The organism is Aureimonas sp. AU40 (assembly GCF_001463785.1).
GTDB lineage: Bacteria > Pseudomonadota > Alphaproteobacteria > Rhizobiales > Rhizobiaceae > Aureimonas.
The window spans coordinates 186,177-206,599 of record NZ_BBWL01000041.1 but is presented as its reverse complement, the minus strand read 5'-3'; the positions used below and the strand labels follow the sequence as shown (position 1 = coordinate 206,599).

The 20,423-nt window shown below is 67.9% G+C and carries 17 protein-coding genes; 13 read left to right on the top strand and 4 right to left on the bottom strand.

Annotated elements, in window-relative coordinates; all coding sequences use genetic code 11:
* Window positions 1–51 precede the first annotated feature (51 nt).
* From AUL32_RS14560 to AUL32_RS14545, 4 genes are all read left to right on the top strand, one after another.
* Window positions 52–924, top strand: a complete 873-nt coding sequence (locus tag AUL32_RS14560; protein ID WP_062116220.1) for an ABC transporter permease — start codon at window positions 52–54, stop codon at window positions 922–924.
* Entirely contained in the window at window positions 921–1,712 is a 792-nt protein-coding gene (locus tag AUL32_RS14555) for an ABC transporter permease (RefSeq protein WP_062116217.1), read from the top strand. The genes AUL32_RS14560 and AUL32_RS14555 overlap by 4 nt, the downstream gene beginning before the upstream one ends.
* Entirely contained in the window at window positions 1,709–3,451 is a 1,743-nt protein-coding gene (locus AUL32_RS14550; RefSeq protein WP_062116214.1) for a GMC family oxidoreductase, read from the top strand. Before AUL32_RS14555 ends, AUL32_RS14550 begins: the two co-directional genes overlap by 4 nt.
* Window positions 3,452–3,643: 192 nt before the next feature.
* A complete protein-coding gene (locus AUL32_RS14545) occupies window positions 3,644–4,651 on the top strand; it encodes an SDR family oxidoreductase (protein WP_062116211.1) in 1,008 nt (335 codons plus the stop codon).
* A 55-nt stretch (window positions 4,652–4,706) separates the two neighbouring features.
* Here the strand turns inward: AUL32_RS14545 and AUL32_RS14540 are convergent, their stop codons facing one another.
* Together AUL32_RS14540 and AUL32_RS14535 are read right to left on the bottom strand one after the other, a co-directional pair.
* Entirely contained in the window at window positions 4,707–5,825 is a 1,119-nt protein-coding gene (locus tag AUL32_RS14540; RefSeq protein ID WP_062116208.1) for a helix-turn-helix transcriptional regulator, read from the bottom strand.
* A 215-nt stretch (window positions 5,826–6,040) separates the two neighbouring features.
* On the bottom strand, window positions 6,041–6,475 hold the full coding sequence (locus tag AUL32_RS14535; protein ID WP_061977814.1) for a pyridoxamine 5'-phosphate oxidase family protein: 435 nt from the start codon (window positions 6,473–6,475) through the stop codon (window positions 6,041–6,043).
* 148 nt (window positions 6,476–6,623) lie between these two features.
* On the opposite strand from AUL32_RS14535, the gene AUL32_RS14530 reads away from it, so the two are divergent.
* The 3 genes from AUL32_RS14530 (at window position 6,624) to AUL32_RS14520 (ending at window position 11,528) form a co-directional block, all read left to right on the top strand.
* Entirely contained in the window at window positions 6,624–8,906 is a 2,283-nt protein-coding gene (locus tag AUL32_RS14530) for a helicase-related protein (protein ID WP_156421473.1), read from the top strand.
* 126 nt (window positions 8,907–9,032) lie between these two features.
* A complete protein-coding gene (locus AUL32_RS14525; protein WP_062116202.1) occupies window positions 9,033–9,278 on the top strand; it encodes a hypothetical protein in 246 nt (81 codons plus the stop codon).
* Between the two features lie 213 nt (window positions 9,279–9,491).
* A complete protein-coding gene (locus AUL32_RS14520) occupies window positions 9,492–11,528 on the top strand; it encodes a transglycosylase domain-containing protein (protein ID WP_156421472.1) in 2,037 nt (678 codons plus the stop codon).
* A gap of 39 nt (window positions 11,529–11,567) precedes the next feature.
* On the opposite strand, the gene AUL32_RS14515 is transcribed toward AUL32_RS14520, so the two are convergent.
* Together AUL32_RS14515 and AUL32_RS25275 are read right to left on the bottom strand one after the other, a co-directional pair.
* Window positions 11,568–11,798, bottom strand: a complete 231-nt coding sequence (locus tag AUL32_RS14515) for a hypothetical protein (RefSeq protein WP_062116874.1) — start codon at window positions 11,796–11,798, stop codon at window positions 11,568–11,570.
* A gap of 87 nt (window positions 11,799–11,885) precedes the next feature.
* Window positions 11,886–12,059 carry a hypothetical protein gene (locus AUL32_RS25275; protein ID WP_156421471.1) on the bottom strand — a complete coding sequence of 58 codons (174 nt, stop codon included), beginning with the start codon at window positions 12,057–12,059 and terminating at the stop codon, window positions 11,886–11,888.
* A 259-nt stretch (window positions 12,060–12,318) separates the two neighbouring features.
* Between AUL32_RS25275 and kdpF the strand changes: the two genes are divergently transcribed.
* The 6 genes from kdpF (at window position 12,319) to AUL32_RS14485 (ending at window position 20,384) form a co-directional block, all read left to right on the top strand.
* On the top strand, window positions 12,319–12,405 hold the full coding sequence (gene kdpF / locus AUL32_RS26440; protein ID WP_061976267.1) for a K(+)-transporting ATPase subunit F: 87 nt from the start codon (window positions 12,319–12,321) through the stop codon (window positions 12,403–12,405).
* A 34-nt stretch (window positions 12,406–12,439) separates the two neighbouring features.
* Window positions 12,440–14,149 (top strand): potassium-transporting ATPase subunit KdpA, encoded by a 1,710-nt coding sequence (gene kdpA / locus AUL32_RS14505; RefSeq protein WP_062116196.1) that lies wholly within the window; start codon window positions 12,440–12,442, stop codon window positions 14,147–14,149.
* Between the two features lie 99 nt (window positions 14,150–14,248).
* Window positions 14,249–16,300, top strand: coding sequence for a potassium-transporting ATPase subunit KdpB (gene kdpB, locus AUL32_RS14500; protein ID WP_062116193.1), 2,052 nt, complete (start codon window positions 14,249–14,251; stop codon window positions 16,298–16,300).
* Window positions 16,301–16,323: 23 nt separating this feature from the next.
* Entirely contained in the window at window positions 16,324–16,959 is a 636-nt protein-coding gene (gene kdpC / locus AUL32_RS14495; RefSeq protein WP_062116191.1) for a potassium-transporting ATPase subunit KdpC, read from the top strand.
* An 81-nt stretch (window positions 16,960–17,040) separates the two neighbouring features.
* Window positions 17,041–19,713, top strand: a complete 2,673-nt coding sequence (locus AUL32_RS14490) for a sensor histidine kinase (protein WP_062116873.1) — start codon at window positions 17,041–17,043, stop codon at window positions 19,711–19,713.
* Window positions 19,710–20,384, top strand: coding sequence for a response regulator (locus tag AUL32_RS14485; RefSeq protein WP_061976271.1), 675 nt, complete (start codon window positions 19,710–19,712; stop codon window positions 20,382–20,384). Before AUL32_RS14490 ends, AUL32_RS14485 begins: the two co-directional genes overlap by 4 nt.
* Window positions 20,385–20,423 lie beyond the last annotated feature (39 nt).

Sequence of the window (20,423 nt, the reverse complement as noted above, 5' to 3'; positions counted from 1 at the left end):
ACATGCGCCAGCCCGGCCCCTTTCCCTTCGATGCGACCTGCGGGAGACGCCATGACAGCTTCATCGGACGCCGACCTGGCAAGGGCCTTCGAGCGCCGCGAGCACAGGCTGATGCTGCTTCTGGCGCTGCCCGCCTTCGTGGTGGTGTTCTGCCTTCTGGTGCTGCCGCTCGGCTGGCTGGTGGTCCAGTCCTTCTGGGACGACGGCCCCTCGCTCAATCACTATGCCCGGCTGGTGACCGATCCTGTCTATCTCAACACGTTCTGGCTCACCTTCCGCATCAGCTTCATCGTCACGATCGTCACGCTGCTTCTCGCCTATCCCGTCGCCTATGCCGCGACGGTAGCGACCGGGGTCTGGCGGGCGGTGATCCTGGCCTTCGTGCTCGTGCCCTTCTGGACCAGCGTTCTCGTGCGCGCCTATGCCTGGCTCATCCTCCTCCAGAGATCGGGCGTGGTGAACGGGGCGCTGCGCGACGCCGGGCTGATCGAGCGCCCGCTCGCACTCGTCCACAACGAGACGGGGACGATCATCGCCACCGTCCACATCCTTCTGCCCTTCATGATCCTGCCGCTGCAGGCGACCATGGCGAAGATCCCGCGCGATCTCCTGACCGCCGGCGCCAGCCTTGGCGGCGGTCCTCTGCATGTCTTTCGCCGCGTCTTCCTGCCGCTTTCGCTGCCCGGCATCCTGGCCGGCTCGACGCTGGTCTTCGTCCTCTGCCTCGGCTTCTACATCACGCCGGAGCTGATGGGCGGCGGGCGCACGGTCATGGTGTCCATGGTGATCTCGCGCAACATCGAGCTCTATCAGGCTTGGGGCGCGGCCAGCGCCGTCAGCGTCACGCTGCTCGCCATCGTCGGCGCGATCTTCTGGACCGTCAGCCGCTTCCTGCCTCTCGACCGGGTGTTTTCGACGCGATGAACCAGTCCGCCCTTCCCAAAGTGCTGACCTATGCGCTGTTCGGCCTCGTGCTCCTGTTTCTGATCCTGCCGATCCTCATCATCATTCCGATGTCCTTTTCGGACGCGCGCTTTCTCACCTTCCCGCCGCGCGTCTATTCGATGCGCTGGTACGAGGCGTTTCTCGGCAGCGCGGCCTGGATGAGCGCGGCGCGGACGAGCTTCACCGTGGCGCTTCTGGCCACCATTCTGGCGACGCCGATCGGCATCGCCAGCGCCTACGCCATCACCTATTCCTCGCTGCGCGTCATGCGCCTTCTGCGCCTGATGCTCATGCTGCCGCTGATGGTGCCGATCATCATCGTCGCCATCGGCGTCTTCCTGATCTACGCCCGCACCGGCCTTCTCTCCTCCATCGCCGGCCTCGTGCTGGCCGACACGATGCTCGGCATTCCCTTCGTCGTCCTGGCCGTGACCGCCGGGCTTCAAAGCTTCGACCACACGCAGGAAATGGTCGCGCGCAGCCTCGGCATGAACCGCTTCCGCGCCTTCATGACCGTCACCCTGCCGCAGATCAAAGCCAGCGTCGCCTCGGGCGCCATCTTCGTCTTCATCTCCGCGCTGGACGAAACGGTGGTGGCGCTGTTCATCTCGGGTGGCGAAACGCAGACGCTGACCAAGCGCATGTTCACCGCGCTGCGCGACGAGATCGACCCGACCATCGCCGCCATCTCGACGCTGCTCACCGTCATCTCCTTCCTGCTCATCCTCTCCATCGGCCTCTTCCAGAGGAAGGCGAACCGGAGGTGAGCGGCTGGCCGGCGGGCTTCGAGCCCGACATCCTGATCCTGGGCGGCGGGTCGGCCGGCTGCGTTCTGGCCGCCCGGCTGAGCGAGGACGCCTCCTTGCGCGTGCTTCTGGTCGAAGCCGGGCGTGATCTGACGGCCGAGACCATGCCGCCGGAGATCCGCAGCCGCTATCCCGGCCGCGCCTATCTCGACACCGGAAATATCTGGAAGACCCTCACCGCCTTTATGGCCGCGCCCGGCGGCAACAGGGACGAGCGCCAGCCCCGGCGCTACGAGCAGGCTCGGCTGCTCGGCGGCGGCTCGGCCATCAACGCCCTCATGGCCAATCGCGGTGCGCCCGCCGACTATGACGAATGGGCGGCGCTGGGCGCCGAGGGTTGGGACTGGGACGCTTGCCTGCCCTTCTTCCGCAAGCTGGAAACCGATCGCGATTTCCGCGGGCCGCTGCACGGGCAGGACGGGCCGATGCTCGTGCGCCGGGCGCGGAGCGAGCAGATTTCGCCCTTCGTCCGGGCCGTGATGCGCGCGCTGGAGGAAACCGGAACGGCGCGCGGCGATGACCAGAACGGCCCCTGGCACGACGGCGTCTTCGTCGGCGCGCTGGCGGCGAACGACCAGGGCGAGCGTCTTCCCACCTCCGTCGCCTATCTCACGCCCGCCGTGCGCGCCCGGCCGAACCTTTCGATCCTGACGGGTCACATCGCCGAACACCTCCTTTTCGAGGGCACGCGCGCGGTCGGCGCCCGCATCGCGCCGACCGAAGGCGGCCCGGCACGCGAGGTCCGCGCGCGGCAGACGGTTCTGTGCTCGGGCGCGATCCACACGCCGGCCCTTCTGCTGCGCAGCGGCGTCGGCCCGGCGCCGGACATCGCCGCCCACGGTCTTCCGGTCGTCGCCCATCTGCCCGGCGTCGGGCGCAATCTCATGGAGCATCCCTCCATCGCCGTGTCCGCCATCCTGCCGCCCGCCGCCCGCGCGCCGGACAGGGCCGAACATCACGAGCAGGCAATCTGGCGCTTTTCGTCCCAGCTGCCCGGCACGCCGGAAGGCGACATGCACGGCGCCATCCTGTCGCGCTCGGGCTGGCATTCGGTCGGCTGGCGGATCGGAACGATCTTCTTCTGGGTCAACAAGTCTTATTCGCGCGGCGCCCTCCAACTCGCCTCGCCCGATCCGCGCGCCGAGCCCAAGGTGGACTTCCGAATGCTGTCGGACGGGCGCGACCTCGAACGCCTGAAGCTCGCCTTGAGGCGAGGCGCGGAGATCCTCGGCCATCCCTCGCTGCGGTCCCATGTCAGCCATGTCTTCCCCACCAGCTATTCGCCGCGCGTCGCCAGCATCGCGCTCCCCGGCGCGTGGAACGCGCTTCAGCGCGGTGTGCTCAGCGCCGCACTCGACACGGCGGGTCGGCACACCGGAGCCCTCGTCCATCGTCTTGTGACGCGGAACGTCACCTTGGACGGGCTCCTCACCGACGACGCGGCCCTGACCGGTTTCATCCAAAGGTCCGTCGGCGGAACCTGGCACCCTTCCGGCACCTGCCGAATGGGCGGGGAGGACGATCCGATGGCTGTCACGAGTTCGGACGGAACGGTGCGTGGCGTCACGGGTCTTCGGGTCTGCGACGCGTCGCTGATGCCATCCATCCCCTGCGCCAACACCAACGTTCCGACCATCATGATCGCCGAACGGATCGCCGAGATGATGCGGGCAGCATCTGGTTTGTCGGCTCCGGACTGATCTTCAGAAATCGAAGAGGGGCCTGTAGGCGCTCCCATCCCTTGCCGCTGGGTTTCAGTGACGCACCTTGGGACCTCGACGCTCAGCCTACGGAACCACAGCGGATGGGCGGCCTTCTCCCCTGATCGTAAGCGGCCGGTATGATCGATCGATCAAGGCCGGCCCTTAACTCCAAGATCGGGAAACTGAGCGATGAACGATCACACCTTATCCCGCCGCACCGTTCTGGGCGGCGCTGTGTTGGGAGCGGCGGCGGCCGTGGCCGCGAGCCCGGCCCAGGCCCAACAGCCCGCTTCGAATGCCACGAGCGTTGGCGGGCGGATGCTCAGCGATCCGCGCACGAAATACACAAACGAGCCCTTCCCCGAACAGAAGCAGCCCTGGCCTGCCCTGCAATCCAAGATGAACCCCGTGCCCGATTGCGGTGAGACGAGCTACAAGGGCTCGGGCAAGCTGGCCGGCCGGCGCGCGCTGGTGACGGGCGGCGACAGCGGCATCGGCCGCGCCGCAGCCATCGCCTTCGCGCGTGAAGGCGCCGACGTCGCCATCAACTACCATCCCGACGAGGAAGCCGACGCGCAGGACGTGTTGAAGCTGATCCAGGACGCCGGCCGCAAGGGCGTCGCCATCCCAGCCGACATTAGAACCCTGGACGCTTGCGAGGGCGTGGTGCGTCAGGCGATCGCCGCGCTCGGCGGGCTCGATCTTCTCGTCAACAATGCCGCCTACCAGCAGAGCAAGGCCGACATTTCGGAGATTTCCGACGAGCAGTTCGTGCGGACCTACGAGACCAACGTCTTTCATGTCTTCCGCTTTTCCAAGGCGGCCATTCCGAGCCTGCCGCCCGGCGCGTCGATCATCAACACGGTGTCGGTGAACTCCTACGATCCCGGCGAGGAGCTGATCGACTACGCGTCCACCAAGGCCGCGATCCTGAACCTCACCAAGGGCATGGCGAAGCAGCTGGCCAAGAAGGGCATTCGCGTCAACGCCGTCTCGCCCGGCCCGGTCTGGACGCCGCTCCAGGTCGCGGGCGGTCAGCTGCCGGGAACGATGGGCGAATTCGGTCAGGACACGCCGCTCGGGCGGGCCGGCCAGCCGGCGGAACTGGCCTCGCTCTATGTCGCGCTCGCCTCCGACGAGTCCAGCTTCAGTACAGGCACGGTGGTCGGCGCCCATGGCGGCGACGGGAATCCCTGACGGCCCTCTTCCCGATAGAGCAGGCCCCCTCAAGGGGCTGTCCTCCGCCGAGGCATCAGGTCCCGAAAGGGACGGCCTTGGCGACGAGGCGGACCAAATCGGCCTGACGCGACAATCCCAACCGGGCGTAGACGCCTTTGAGGTGGGTGCGGACCGTTTCCTCGCTGACCGAAAGCGCCTCGGCCGCAGCCTTCACACCGTGCCCGGCCGCGATCAGCAGGGCGACGCGCGCCTGCGCATAGGTCAGCCCGAGCGCCAGCAGGACCTTCGAAAGGTCGGGATAGGCGCTGTGCGTGGGGTTGAGCACCAGAATCAGCGCGCCATGCGTCGGCGTGAAATCGGTGAAGCGCTCGGCGGCTCGGCCGACGAGCGGTGTGATGCGCAGGAGAAGCGGCAGCAGGCTGGCGGGGCGCGGCACGACCAGCGTATCGGGAAGGCTGGAGACCATCTCCCCTTCGGTCACGGCGCGAAGCACGGCGTCGAACTGGCGTTGCATACCGCCTGTGGCGAGATGAACGCGCCCCTCGCGGATCGTCAGTCCGTCCGGCGCGAGCGCGGCGAAGGCGGCGTTGCTTTCCACCACCCGGCCTACGCGGTCGGTCACCACGACGGCGCAATCGAAATCGCCGAGGCGCCGTGCCAAAGTGCCCTGCACCGCCTCGGCCTGGTCGAGCCGCAAGCGCAGCGCGAGAGCGCGGGACAAATGGCGCGAGACATCCGCGAAGCGCTGGCGCTCCGGCGCATCGGGCGGCGCAAGCCCGAAACGGCGTTGGACATTGATCGCCAGATGGGTGCCGTTCTGCTCCACGACGATCGTGGCGACGCCGCCGATGTCCTGCCGTTTTAGAAAATCCTGGAAGTAGAAGCTCTTGGCTTTCGTGTCCGACGAGATGAAGTCGTCATCCCAGCAGATGCCCGGCCGGTCGAGCCCCAACCGCTGCGCGGTGGTCAGCACCAGATCCTCTCGCCACCAAAATTCATTGTACTGCCGCGCCGCGTTCTGCACCCCCGAGGTGACCGATAGGATCGGAGATGCCAGCCCCGGCTGGAGGATGACGGTGCCGATGCCACCGAAGGCCTCCGCATAGCCCTGGAGCGCTGCGTCCCAAAGGCCGCCGTCCAGGGCGGCCTCGTAGAACTGCTCGCCAAGCGAGAGGGTTGGGGTCGGCGACATGGCGGTCCAGACGAAACCTAAGCTAAACTTACGCTCTGCCTAGTCTGCAACCATCCGATGCGCGGAGCAATCGAGAGGGTTGTCGGAACTATCCCCACAGTCTCAGGACCGGTTCCTGAATGCCCCGTGCGGCTCACGATGTCGTGTCTTCCTTGAGCCACTCAAAAAGGCGGACGCGCATCCAATGCGCGCCCGCCAATGGTATCGAAGCCCTATCAGACGACGATCTCACCCTCGTCCCGCCCATCCCAGTAGTGGACGCGCTTGGCATGGACCTTGATGAGGACGACGCCCGGCGTATCGACACCCTGCTCGAACCAGTAGTCGAGATCCTTGGTCCAGTGCGCCTCGAACTGCGCCTTGTCGCGGATCAGTTCGGCATGGCCCTCGACGGAGACGAAGAGCGGCGGCTTGCCGAGCAAGCCCTTCTGGCCGGTCATCGACAGCGACACTTTCGGGTCGCGCTCGATGTCGCTGACGATGCGGTAGTTCTCGTAGGTGAAGAACCAGGAATCGCCGTCATATTCGACGTCGCCATTGTTGCTCATCGGCCGGCTGGCGATCTCGCCGCCTTCGGTCTTGGTGGAGAACATCGCGAAATCGATGCCCCCCATGCGCTTGGAGAGGTCTTGAAGGGTGATCTCGGCCATCGTGTTCTCCATATCGGGCCTTGGCAGACGCGCCGGTTCGGGCGAATGCAGGCGCAAGCCCTTTTTTCGTGTCGTTGAGGGAAGGAGCGCGGTGGCCACATGGTTCCGTGGCCGCCTCGCCCCTCACCGACCCCGCAGTGAGTTCCCTATGCCGCAACCTTCCAGCTACCCGATCTCGATGTTGCCCGCGCTGACCGGACGCTCGCTCGCGCGCTGCCTCGAAATCGTCGAGGCCGGCCTGGTGCGAACGCAGGAAGTGCCCTTCGGCGACAAGGCCAAGGACGATGGCGGGCGTCGCATGGCGCGGCTGGTGCCCGCCGGCCGAGTGAAATCCATCGCCCAGATCACCGATGGCGAGATCGCGGCGGACCCGGAAGCGGACGATGCCGACCGCATCGCGCGCCTCGCCACCGCGCGCGCCAATCAGGTGGTCCGCGCGCGCCGGATGAAGGACAGCTCCTTCGCCGGGTTCGAGGTGGAGGTTCCCGTCTTCGCGCCGATCTTCCCCTCCGAGCGCGACACGCTGCTCATGGCCTTTGTGCGGCTGCGCGAGCCGAAGGGCATTCGCCAAAAACTGGCCGATGGCGAGTTGCTCAGCGACGACCGGATCGAGGCCGTCGCCGATTTCGTCGCCGAACGGGCGGTCGACGCGGCCTTAGAGACGCAAGAGAATTTGAGCCTTGCGGCGGAGACCTATGCCGATCGGTTCCGCGAGGCGACACGGGAGCTCGATGATCCCGCAGCCTTCCTGCGCGCCGCCACCAAGGCGGATCTGGAGCGCTTCGTCTTCGCCGCGCAAAGCACACAGCGCGACGAAGTTCAGTCTGCCACGACGAAATGGTTCGACAAGTTGCTCGGCTCCATGCGCTCGCTGCGCCAGCAGAGCCGGCGTCGGGCGAGCTTCGCGGAGGCCTCGGGCTACGACCGCTACCCCAATCTCTTTCCCCTCGCCCGTTCGATCGAGCGCAAGCTCCTGTTCCTCGCCGGGCCGACCAATTCGGGCAAGACCTACGAGGCGATGCGCCTTGCCATCGAAGCATCGACGGCCGAAATCCTGTCGCCCCTGCGCCTGCTCGCCCACGAGCACCGGGAAACGCTGACGATTGCCGGCGTGCGCGCGGGCCTCATCACCGGCGAGGAGCGCGACGAGAGCGAGGACTTCACCCATTACGCCCGCACGATCGAGACGATCGATGTCGGGCGGCGCGTCGATGTCTGCGTCGTGGACGAAATCCAGATGCTGGCCGACGAGCAGCGCGGCTGGGCATGGACGCAGGCGCTCTTTGCCGCGCCCGCCGATCTCGTGGTCATGACCGGCTCGCCGGACGCGATCCCGATGGTGGAACGCCTCGCCAAGGTTCTGGGCGAGCCGCTCGAAATCCGCATGCTGGAGCGCAAGAACGAGCTCGACGCCTGGCCCCAGCCGATCTCGCTGAAGGACCTGCGCCGGGGCGATGCGGTCGTCGCCTTCTCGCGCGCGGCCGTGCACGAGCTGCGCGAGGAGATCGTGCGCCTCAAGCTCACCGTCGCCACCGTCTACGGCGCGCTCAGCCCCGAGGTGCGCCGGGCGGAAGCCGCGCGCTTCCGGCGCGGTGAGGCCGACGTGGTGGTAGCGACGGACGCGATCGGCATGGGACTGAACCTGCCGGTTTCGCGCGTCTTCCTGGCGGCGCTGGACAAGTTCGACGGCACGTCGCGCCGCGCCCTGTTCCATTCCGAAATCCGTCAGATCGGCGGGCGCGCCGGGCGCTTCGGCATGTTCGAGAAGGGCTGGGTCGGGGTGATCGGCGGCGGCACGCATGGGGTGGAGAAGATCCGCGCGGCGCTGACCAGCCCGCCCAAGGACCTGTCCGGCCGGGCCTTCGTGCGCCCCAACCGCGAAAGCGTGGCGCTGGCGGCCGAGTTTCTGGAGACCGACGATCTCGCGCAGGTCCTGACCTTCCTGCGCTCGCGCATCGTGATGGACCATGCCGACCTGCAGATCGGCGACATGGACGAGGAAATCGAGAAGGCACGCCGGCTCGCCAGCGTCGGCATTCCGATGCTCGACCGGCTGGCCTACGCCATCGTTCCCGTGTCGCTGCGCCATCCCTGGTTCATGGACACGGTGCTGACCTGGGCGCGGGCCCACGCGGCGGGGCGCAAGGCGCCGAAACCCCCGCTGCGCTCGGGCGATCTCCAGCGTCTGGAGGACGGCGTCAATCTCGCCACCGGCTGGCTCTGGCTCGCCCAGCGCTTTCCCGAAGTCTATGCCGACGCCGACGAGGTGCGCGAGGGGATCGCCATGCTCAACGAGGAGATCGAGAAGAACCTCGTGAAGCTTTCCTCCTCGCGGGCGCTCTTATCGAAGAGCACGCCGGATAAGGCGCGCTCGCGGCGCGGGCGAAACCCTCGGCCACGCGCGGCGGGCGCCAAGGCGCCGGCTTCGTAGGCAAGAGCGACAGGCCCTTTGCGCATGGTGGCGAGGCGTCCGATATGCCAAGGTCGCCACTCGGCGCTTGGGCTTTTTCCTTCGGGGATAGTTTGGGTCGAGGGACGCAGCAAACGAAGGCGACAAATGCCGGCCAAGACACTCTTCATCGTGCAGCAGTTCGAGAAGCAGGCCAAGCGCCTCATCGCCGGTAGGCAGATGGACTTCAAGACCGCGCAGGAGGCCATCGGCCGGGCCGATCGCGACGCGAGCCGCGTCGCCGGCGTCGTCGCGATCCAGCAGGTGATCGACACCGACACGGGCGAAGTACTGGAGGAGCCGCTGGTTCTGGCCCGGCACGGTGAACTGCCGGCCGAATTCAACGAGAGCTGAGCAGCAGCGGCTGGCAGGGAGACGATCGCGGCGGATCGGTGGCGGCACGGTCCTACCAACGGCTTTATAATTCCGATCGCGCGCGTTGCACCGGCGTGAACAATCGTTAACTAATTCGGGACCGGCAGACTGGCGGCTTCCCGTTCCCTCGCCTGTATTCCGGCGAGGGTGGCCTCCCCGGCGCGCCTTTACGCGGTGGCGAAGGAGGTTCTGATGCGTTCCCCCAAGCGGCCCAGCCGGCGCGTGACGGTCGCGCTCTCGATCGCGCTTTTCGGCGCCCTATTGCTGGTGGCCATTCCCTGGGCGGGGCAGATCGCCTCCTCCGGCCTGCCCGACAAGGCGCAGCTCGACACGATGCTGGGCGCCTGCCAGGTAACGACGGTGTTCGAGGCCGCGCCGCGCCCCGGCGAGACGGGCGGCAAGACCGACCGCCTGCTCTGCCCCGACGCCGTCGGCCCGACCGGCTTCTCCGAACCGCTTCTGTCCGCCGTGGTGGCGAGCGAGGACGAGCGCTTTCTCGGCCACCGGGGCGTGGACGATCTCGCCGTGCTGCGCTCGGCGCTGCCGGGCTTTCCCGGCGGCGGCAGCACGATCACCCAGCAGGTGGCGCGTACGCTGTTTCTCAACGACGAGCGTTTGATGGGCTACGAGGCGCCCGGCAAGCTCCTGCGCAAGCTGCGGGAATGGCACCTGTCGCTGGCGATCGAGTCGCTGCGCGACAAGCGCCAGATCCTGACGATCTATCTCAACATCGCCCCTCTCGGGAACGGCATCGTCGGCTTCGACCCGGCCGCGCGCTACTATTTCGGCAAGCCCGCCAAGGCGCTCGACGTAATGGAAGCGGCGACGCTGGTGGGGATGCTGCCGCAGCCGATGAACCGCCAGCCCTTCGGCGAAGACGCCCCAAAGGCGGCCAGCGCGGCGAACGCGGCCGACCGCGTCATCGCCAAGATGCTGGCTCTGGGTCTCGCGACGCCCGAAGAAGCGAAGGACGCCAAGGCCAAGGTGACGCGCCTCCTGCGCAAGGGGCGGCTCGCGCGGCCCTCGCACGACAAGCTTCTGGAGGCGCTTCGGCCGGTGGAATATCGCCGCGTGCGGGATTTCGCCCGGCTTCGACTGGAGGAACTTGGGCTCTCGGACCGGGCGACGCGCGTTTTCCTGACCATGGACCCGGAATTGCAGGGGCTGGCGGATCGGGCCACCGCCAAGCCGCCGGCCGGCGCCGAGATGGCCGGCGTGGTGCTGGGGCCGAAGGCCGAGGTGCTGGCCATTGCCGGGGGAACCTATTCGACTTCCAGCTGGAATCCGGCCTGGCGCGCCAATCGCTCGGTCGGCTCCGTCGCCAAGCCGCTGCTCTACTCGGTGGCGATCGAACGCGCGGCCTCCATGCCCAAGACCTGGTCCACCGCGCCGATGAAAGGCTACAATCCCGCCGAGCCGAACGGGCTCTGCCGCAGCGGCCTGACGCTCGAGACCTATCTTAAGCATTCCTGCAACCGGCCCTTCGTCGCGATCGCCGCGCGCGAGCCCCAGCTTGCCGCCGAGCGGGTCCGGGCTTTCGGGCTCCATATGCCGGACAATCCGCTTCTGATCGCCACGGGCGGCGTTCATTCCAACCCGATGGATGTCGCCGCCGCCTACACGGCCCTGCGCAACAAAGGCGTGTTGCGGCGCCCCCGCGTTCTGGTGGCGGCCACCGGCGCGGGCGGGCAGATGCTCGCCTTCGAAGAGCCGGCGGAGGGGCAGCGCGTGCTGCGGCCGGAGCTCGCGGAGGCCGTGCGCACGGCCCTGTTCCAGCCGACATCGGCGGGCGGCAGCGCAGAGCTTGCCAAGGGCCACAAGGGCGCGGCCGCCGTCTGGGGCAAGACCGGCACGAGCGACGACGGGCGGGATGCCTGGTTCGTCGGCTCCACCGTCGGCTGGACCTCCGCTATCCTGGCTTGGCGCGAAGCGCCCGGGGTCGGCCATATGAGCGGGGGCAGTCTATCGGCCGCGCGGTTCGGGCTGATGGTCGACGCCTACTGGCCGGACCGGAACTGGACCGCCATGCAGGATGGACGCCTGCGGGACGGCGGAGCCGCTGTGTATGGCTGGTGGGCGCATCCGCAGCGGCTGTTGAACTGGATGGCGGCGAAGGCGACGACCGTCATCGCCATCGCTCTCCTGGCCCTGGCCATCGCCTTGCTGACGGGCCGGCGCAAATCGCCCGACCCAGTGGAGCCGGAGCCGGACGCGGTGCCCGATCTCTGATCCGCGTCGGCGAGTTCTCGGGTCTGGCTGCGCTTCGCCTCAGCTGAGGCCTTCCTTTCGCGCACCCGCGATCATGCGCCGGGCGATGCCGCGCACGGCCTCGTCGTCCTTCGTGTCGTCATGCGCGGGGTCGCCGAGATGGCTGAGGCTGGCCTCGATATGGTCGAGAACGCCGGGCTGCTTCGCCTCGACATATTCAATCAGCTTGAACAGCACATGCTCGGAGGCGATCTCGCGGCGGCGAGCCTGAATTGCGGTGTCGTCGGTCATCATGATCTCCCGTTTCGTCCTGAACGCAGGGAGGACGCAAGCGGGTCTGCGGCGGGACGTCGCTGCAGAACGAAGACGAAGCCGCTTTCAGGGCTTGTCGCCATTCAGCACCTTGCGCCGGGCGGCGGCCTTGCGATTCGCCCATTCGATTCGGGCGTCCTTGTTTCGCTCGGCTTCCAGGCGCGCGGCCTTCAGGCGCTCCGATTTCTGCTTCGGGGTTTCCGCCGAGTTGCCGCCTGGCGGTTGATCCGTCTTGTCCATCGCACCCGTTCCTCGATCCGATCGTCGCTGCACGAAGCATCGCATACCGCTCCGGGACGCGTGTCGATAGAGCGACCCGTCTCGCGCGGCGAAGCGGGCGCCCCTGAAACTCATATGGATTTTTTACGCGGGTCTGAGCCACTTGAAGAGCGATCCCGAAAGGAGGGTTCGCATGTTGGATTGTCTCTATCTCGCCGTGGGGCTCGGCTTCTTCGCCGCCATGGGCGCCTACTCCCGCTGGGCGGGGCAGGCCTGAGCCATGTTCGATCTCGTTCTCGGCGGCGCCGTTTCCTTGGCCCTGGCCGCCTATCTCGTCTTCGCTCTGGTGCATCCCGAGCGCTTCTGACGCCTTTTCCCTTGCGTTCCGAAAGGCCCCTGCCATGACCGTCGTCGGCTGGCTGCAGATCATTCTCATTTTCCTGGCCGTTCTCGCCTGCGCCGTGCCGCTCGGCTCGTATATCGGCCGCGTCTTCGCCGGCGAGCGCACCTTTCTCACGCCCGTTCTGGCCCCGGTGGAACGCGGCCTGTTCCACCTCGCGGGCGTTTCCCCCGATAAGGAACAGACCTGGCTCGGCTATGCGCTGGGCATGCTTGCCTTCAACGCGGGCGGGTTTCTCCTTCTCTATGCCCTGCTGCGATTTCAGGGCCTGTTGCCCTTCAATCCGCAGGGCTTTTCCGGCCTGACGCCGGATCTCGCCTTCAACACGGCGGTCTCCTTCGTCACCAACACCAACTGGCAGAGCTACGGCGGCGAAACCACGATGAGCCACCTGTCGCAGATGGCAGGGCTCACCGTGCAGAACTTCCTGTCGGCCGCGACCGGCATTGCGCTGGCGGTCGCGCTGGTGCGGGCCTTCGCCCGCTCGGGCGCGGCGACGGTCGGCAACATATTCACCGACATTACCCGCGCCACGCTCTACGTGCTCCTGCCGCTCGCCATCGTGACCGGCCTCCTTCAGGTGGCGATGGGCACGCCGCAGACTCTCGTCGCCTCGACCACGGTCCACACGCTGGAGGGCGCGGACCAGACGCTGGCGCTCGGCCCCGTCGCCTCGCAGCTTTCCATCAAACAGCTCGGCACCAATGGCGGCGGGTTCTTCAACGCCAACTCGGCCCACCCCTACGAGAACCCCTCGCCGCTCAGCAACGCGCTGACGATCTGGCAGATGCTGGTGATCTCCGTCGCCCTGGTCTTCGCCTTCGGCCGGCTGATCGGCGACCGGCGGCAGGCTCGCGCGATTCTTTCCGTCATGGCGCTCCTCCTGGTGGTGGCCATCGGCGTCGCCTATTGGGCGGAAAGCGCGGGAACGCCCATTCTGCAGGCAGCCGGGCTCGACCCCGCCGGCGGCAACATGGAAGGCAAGGAAGTGCGCTTCGGCGTGGCCGGCTCGGCCCTCTTCGCGGCCGTCACCACCGGCCTGTCGGACGGCGCGGTGAACGCCATGCACGGCTCCTTCACGCCGATCGGCGGCATGGTGCCCATGGTGCTGATGATGCTGGGCGAGATCCTGCCGGGCGGCGTCGGCTCGGGCCTCTACGGCATTCTGGTGATCGCCGTGGTGTCGGTCTTCGTCGCCGGGCTCATGGTCGGCCGCACGCCGGAATATCTCGGCAAGAAGATCGAGGCGAAGGAAATGAAGATGGCGATGCTCGCGATCCTCATCCTGCCTGTCGCGATCCTCGGCTTCTCCTCGGTCTCGGCCGTGCTGCCGACCGCGCTGTCCGGCCTCGGCAATGCCGGCCCGCATGGCCTGTCGGAAATCTACTATGCCTACACGTCGGCGGTCGGCAACAACGGCTCGGCCTTCGGCGGTCTGTCGGCCAACTCGCCCTGGTGGAACACGACGCTGGGCATCGCCATGCTGCTTGGACGCTTCGCCTATATCGTGCCGATGATGGCGATGGCCGGCTCGCTGGTGGCAAAACCCAAGCTCGCCCCCTCCGCCGGCACGTTCCCGACGCATGGACCGCTCTTCGTCGGCCTGCTCGCCGGCATCATCCTGATCCTCGGCGGCCTCCAGTTCTTCCCCGCCCTCGCCCTCGGCCCCATCGCCGAACAGGTGCAGATGCTGGCAGGCAAAAGTTTCTGACGATGCGAGAGCGCCCCGGGCGCCTCGCGCCGGGGTGCCCCTTCCAACCTTTCCCCTGATCGATCGTCGGCCCTCGCGCCGACCGCAAGGAAAACTCCCATGGCTGCCAAAGCCGTCTCCACCTTCCGGCCGGACCTCGTCCGGCGCGCCGCGCTCGACGCCGTGCGCAAGCTCAACCCCGCCGCCCTCGTGCGCAACCCGGTGATCTTCGTCACCGAGGTTGTCGCGCTCGTCGTCACGCTTCTCTTCGTGCGCGACGTCGCAGCCGGTCATCCCCTCGCCTTCACCGGCCAGATCATGACTTGGCTGTGGTTCACCGTCCTTTTCGCCAATTTCGCGGAGGCCATCGCGGAAGGCCGCGGAAGGGCCCAGGCCGACAGCCTGCGCCGGGCGCGCACCGACACGCTGGCCAAGCGCCTCAGGGAGCGGACCGACCACGCAAACTGGAAATCGGTCTCGGCGCTGGAACTCAAGGTCGGCGACTTCGTGCTGGTCGAGACCGGCGACATCGTGCCGGGCGACGGCGAGATCGTGGAAGGCATCGCCTCCGTCAACGAAGCGGCGGTGACGGGCGAATCCGCGCCCGTGATCCGCGAGGCGGGCGGCGACCGCTCCGCCGTCACCGGCGGCACGAGCGTCGTGTCCGACTGGCTGGTGGTGCGCATCACCGCCGCGCCCGGCTCCTCGTTCATCGACCGGATGATCGCGCTGGTGGAAGGCGCCGAGCGGCAGAAGACGCCGAACGAACTCGCCCTCACCATTCTCCTCGTCGGCATGACGCTGATCTTCCTGGTTGCCGTCGTCACGCTCACCGGCCTGTCCAGCTATGCCGGCGCGGCGATCTCGGTGCCGATCCTCATTGCGCTTCTCGTGACGCTGATCCCGACCACGATCGGCGGCCTTCTTTCGGCCATCGGCATCGCCGGCATGGACCGGCTGATCCGCCACAATGTCCTTGCCATGTCGGGCAAGGCGGTGGAGGCGGCCGGCGACGTGGACACGCTGCTTCTCGACAAGACGGGCACGATCACCTTCGGCAACCGCATGGCGTCGGAATTCGTCGCCGTTCAGGGCGTCTCCGAAGCCGAAGCGGCCGAGATCGCGGTTCGGGCCTCGCTCGCCGACGAGACGGCCGAGGGTCGCTCCATCCTCGTGCTCGCGCGGGAGAGCTACGGCGTCTCCATTCCGGATGAGCGGCCGGTGGACGCGACCTTCATCCCCTTCTCCGCCTCGACGCGCCTATCGGGCGTCGACATGGGCGACACGGCCATTCGCAAGGGCGCGGTGGATGCGATCCGCCGGTTCGTTCGCGAAAGGGCGGGGCGCGACGTGCCCGAGCCAGCCGCCTTCACGGCGGCCGTGGAGCGCATCGCGCAATCCGGCGGCACGCCGCTCGGCCTGGCCGAAAACGGCCGCTTCATCGGTGTCATCCACCTGAAGGACGTCGTGAAGCCCGACATCAAGACGCGCTTCGCCGAGCTTCGCCGCATGGGCATCCGCACGGTGATGGTGACGGGCGACAACCCTGTGACCGCCGCCGCCATCGCTTCCGAAGCCGGGGTGGACGATTTCATCGCCGAGGCGACCCCGCAGGACAAGCTGAACTACATCCGCAACGAGCAGCGCCAGGGCCGATTGGTCGCCATGTGCGGCGACGGCACCAACGACGCGCCGGCTCTCGCCCAGGCCGATGTCGGCGTCGCCATGCAGACCGGCACCCAGGCGGCGCGCGAGGCCGGCAACATGGTGGATCTCGACAGCGATCCGACCAAGCTGATCGAGATCGTCGGCATCGGAAAGCAGCTGCTGATGACGCGGGGCTCGCTCACCACCTTCTCCATCGCCAACGACGTCGCGAAATATTTCGCGATCATTCCCGCGCTTTTCGTCTCGGCGATTCCCGAACTCGGCGCGCTCAACGTCATGGGCCTGTCCACGCCGGAAAGCGCGATCCTCTCGGCGGTGATCTTCAACGCGCTGGTGATCGTCGCGCTGATCCCGCTGGCGCTGCGCGGCGTGCCCTATCGCGCGCTCGATGCGGCCAGCGTCCTGCGGCGCAATCTCCTGATCTATGGCCTTGGCGGCGTGCTGGTGCCCTTTGTCGGCATCAAGCTGATCGACCTCGCGGTCTCCGCCCTCGGCCTCGCCTGACCCTATCAATAAGGATCAACACCATGTTGTCCCAGTTCCGCGCAGCGGCCACGCTTCTGGTCGCCTTTACCCTCCTTCTCGGCCTCGCCTACCCGCTGGCGATGACGGCGGTCGCCGGCCTTGTCTTCCCAGGGGAAGCATCGGGCAGCCTCGTTTCGCTCAATGGCGAGGCGGTCGGCTCCCGTCTGATCGGCCAGTCCTTCACGACCGACCGCTATCTCCACCCCCGCCCCTCGGCGGCCGGCACGACGGGCTACGACGCCTCGGCCTCGTCCGGCACCAATCTCGGCCCCACCAGCGCCAAGCTCGCCGCCCGCCTGGAGGCCGACGGCGCAGCCTTGAAAGCGACGACGGGCGCGAAGCTTCTGCCGGCCGACGCCATCACCACCTCGGGCAGCGGGCTCGACCCCGACATCTCGCCGGCCTTCGCCGCGCTTCAGGCACCTGGCATCGCCAAGGCGCGCGGTCTGCCTCTGGCACAGGTCGAGCGGGCGATCGCTGGCGCCACGGCCGGGCGGACCATCGGCGTGCTGGGCGAGCCGCGCGTCAACGTGCTGGCGGCCAATCTCGCGTTGGATGCGCTTTCGCCCGCGAGTGCACCCGGCGCCGCCCCGGCGCCGGGAACGCCCACCGCCGCCAACACGGCACCGGCCGGCTGATCTCACCGGCGGAATTGAGATAGGAAAGGCGGAGGGACGCGCGTCGTCCCTTCGTTCCATTGTCAGATGGGTCCGACACGCATGCCGCAACCGGCCGCACGCCCTTCAGCCGACGCGCTTCTCGCCCATGCCGAGCGGGAGGGCCGGGGCAAGCTGCGACTGTTTCTGGGCGCGGCGCCCGGCGTCGGCAAGACCTTCGCCATGCTCCAGGCAGCGCGGGCGGCGAAGGCGGCAGGACGAGACGTTCTGGTCGGGATCGTCGAGACGCATGGGCGGGCCGAAACGCAGGCCATGATCGCCGATCTCGAGCTCCTGCCCCGTAAGGGCATTTCCTACAAAGGGCGGCTGGTTCCCGAACTCGATATCGACGCCGCACTGGCGCGCCGTCCCTCGCTTCTGCTGGTGGACGAATACGCCCATTCCAACGTGCCGGGCAGCCGCCATCCCAAGCGCTGGCAGGACGTGGCCGAGCTTCTCCAGGCCGGGATCGATGTCTGGACGACGATGAACGTCCAGCATGTCGAAAGCCTCAACGACGTCGTCCAGCGGATCACCGGCGTGCGCGTGCGCGAAACCGTGCCGGACACGACGCTGCGAACCGCCGACGAGATCGTTCTGGTCGACCTGCCGCCGGACGAGCTGATCCGGCGTTTGGCCGAGGGCAAGGTCTATGTCGAGGACACGGCGACACGGGCGACGCAGAATTTCTTCAAGCCCTCGAACCTGACGGCGCTGCGGGAACTCGCGCTGCGGCAGGTCGCGAGCCGGGTCGACAGCGATCTCTTGGAGCGCATGCAGGGCGGCGCGATCGAAGGGCCGTGGGCCGCCGGGGAGCGGCTTCTCGTGTGCCTCGGGCCCAACCAGTCCGCCGAGCGGCTGGTGCGAACCGCCAAGCGCCTTGCCGATCTCCTCGACGCGCCCTGGTTCGCCGTCACGATCGAGCGGCCGGGCGTATCGCTGGACGAGGACGCGGCGGCCCGGCTGGAGGCGGCCATGCAGCTCGCCAAGACGCTAGGCGCCGAAACGCAGCGCCTCGTCGCGGCCGACTGGCCGCGCGAACTCCTCCGCTTCTCGCGCTACGAGAACGTGACGCAGATCGTGGTCGGAAAGGCGCGTCGCACGGGCCTGCGCTGGGGTTGGCCGAGGCGGAGCCTCGCGGACGCCCTGGTGCGGCAGGCGGACGGCATCTCGATTCATGTCCTGACCGGCGAGGAAGAAAGCACCAGCGCAGCCGGACGCGGGGTCGATCTCGGCAGTTGGAGCGGCTACGGTGCGGCGCTCGCAAGCGTCGCCACGGCGACGATCGTCGGCTCGCAGATCGTGCGCTTCGTGCCGTTGCCGAACCTTTCCATGCTTTACCTTCTGGCGGTGCTGGTGCCGGCCTTCTTCCACGGCGTCTGGCCGGCGATCTTCGCCTCCTTCCTGTCCTTCGCGGCCTATAATTTCTTCTTCATCGAGCCGACGGGCAGCTTCACCGTGGCGCGGCCGCACGAGCTTCTGGCGCTCGCGATCTTTCTCATCATCGCCGTCGCCATCTCTGCCCTGGCCGGTCAGGCGCGGGACCAGATGCGCGCCTCTGCGGCGCGCACCCGGGCGGCAAGGCGGCTCTACGAGTTCACCCGGCGCCTTTCGGCCCTGCCGGATGCCTCGGCCGTGATGGAAGCGGCGGCGAGCGAAATCAACGCCGCGATCGGGCGCCCCTGCGCCATCCTGCGGCCCGGGCCCACCGACTTGGAGATCGCCGCGTCCTGGCCGCCGGACGACCGGCTGGACACCCCGGCGCGCGCGGCGGCCCGCTGGGCCTTCGACCGAGACGAGCCGGCCGGCGGGGGAACTGCCACCCTGCCGGCCAGCGGCTGGACCTTCTTTCCTCTGCCCGCGCCGGATGGGCGCGTCGGCGTGGTCGGCGTGGAGCGGGCCGGCGACGACGCGCCGCTCGGGCTGGAAGCGCGCACGCTTCTTTCCGCCCTGGCCGAACAGACCGCCGCCGCCTTGCACCGGGCGCTCCTATCCACCGAAGTACGCAGCGCGCGCACGGCGGCGGAGACGGAGCGGGTGCGCAATATTCTGCTGGCCTCGATCAGCCACGATTTTCGCACTCCTCTCGCCTCAGTTCTCGGCTCCGCCACGACCTTGATCGACTATGGCGATCGGCTCGAACCCGAGGCGCGGCTGGAACTGCTGGGCCAAGTGCGCGACGAGGCCCGCCACCTCGACTCCATGGTGCGCAATCTTCTGTCGATGACGCGGTTGGAAGCCGGCGCGTTGGAGATCAACCGCGACTGGATCGATGTCGGCGAGGCGCTGGAGCGCGCGGTGGACCTCGCCAAGCGCCGAGGCGCGACGCAGTGCTTCACCCTCGCCCTCTCCGATCGCCCGCTGCTAGCGCAGATCGACGGGAGCCTGTTCGATCAGGCGGTGGGCAACATCGTCGGCAACGCGGTGCGCCATGCCGGACGCGACGCGAACGTGACCTTGGCGGCAAGGAGAGACGGCGAGGCGCTCACGGTCGAGATCGCCGACGACGGGCCGGGTGTGCCGGAAGCGCTGCGCGCGGAGGTCTTCGAGAAGTTCACCCGCGCCGCGCATTCGAAGGCCGATGGCGGGGAAAGCGCGGGACTCGGCCTCGCCATCGCCAAGGGCATCGTCGAGGCGCATGGCGGCACGATCGAGCTTCTGCCGCAGGATCATACGGGCGCGACCGGCGCAGCGTTCCGCATTCGCCTGCCGGACGGGAAGGGACATACCCCATGAATAAGGCCACCATTCTCGTCGTGGACGACGAGCCGGCGATCCACCGGTTTCTCAAGCCCTCGCTGACCGCCGAGGGCTACCATGTGGTCCAGGCTCTGAACGGCGCCGACGCGCTGCGCCTTGCCGCGAGCGATCGGCCCGACGCGGTGGTTCTCGACCTCGGCCTGCCGGACATGGACGGCAAGGCGGTAATCGCGCGGCTGCGCCAGGTGTCGGACGTGCCGATCGTCGTCCTGTCGGCGCGGGACCGGGAGGCCGAAAAGGTCCAGGCGCTCGATCTCGGTGCCGACGATTATGTCGAGAAGCCCTTCGGCGTGGGCGAGCTCATGGCGCGCCTGCGCGCCGCGCTGCGCCATCGCCAGGGCGCGCCGGTCGGCCCCCTCACAGCCGGCGATCTCTCGCTCGACCCCGAGACGCGCATCGTGCGCAACGGCGCGGCGGAGGTGAAGCTGACGCGGCGCGAGTTCGATCTCCTCGCCGTGCTCCTGCGCCATGCCGGCAAGGTCGTGACCCACGGCCATCTCCTGCGCGAGGTCTGGGGACAGGCGAACGAGGCCGACACGCAGTATCTGAGAGTCTATATCGGCCATCTCAGGCAGAAGGTGGAGGACGACCCCGCCGCGCCGCGCCGCATCCTGACCGAAGCGGGCGTCGGCTATCGGTTGGTCTGATCCAGCATTCTCACCTTTCGCGCTTCGCGAGGCCATTGG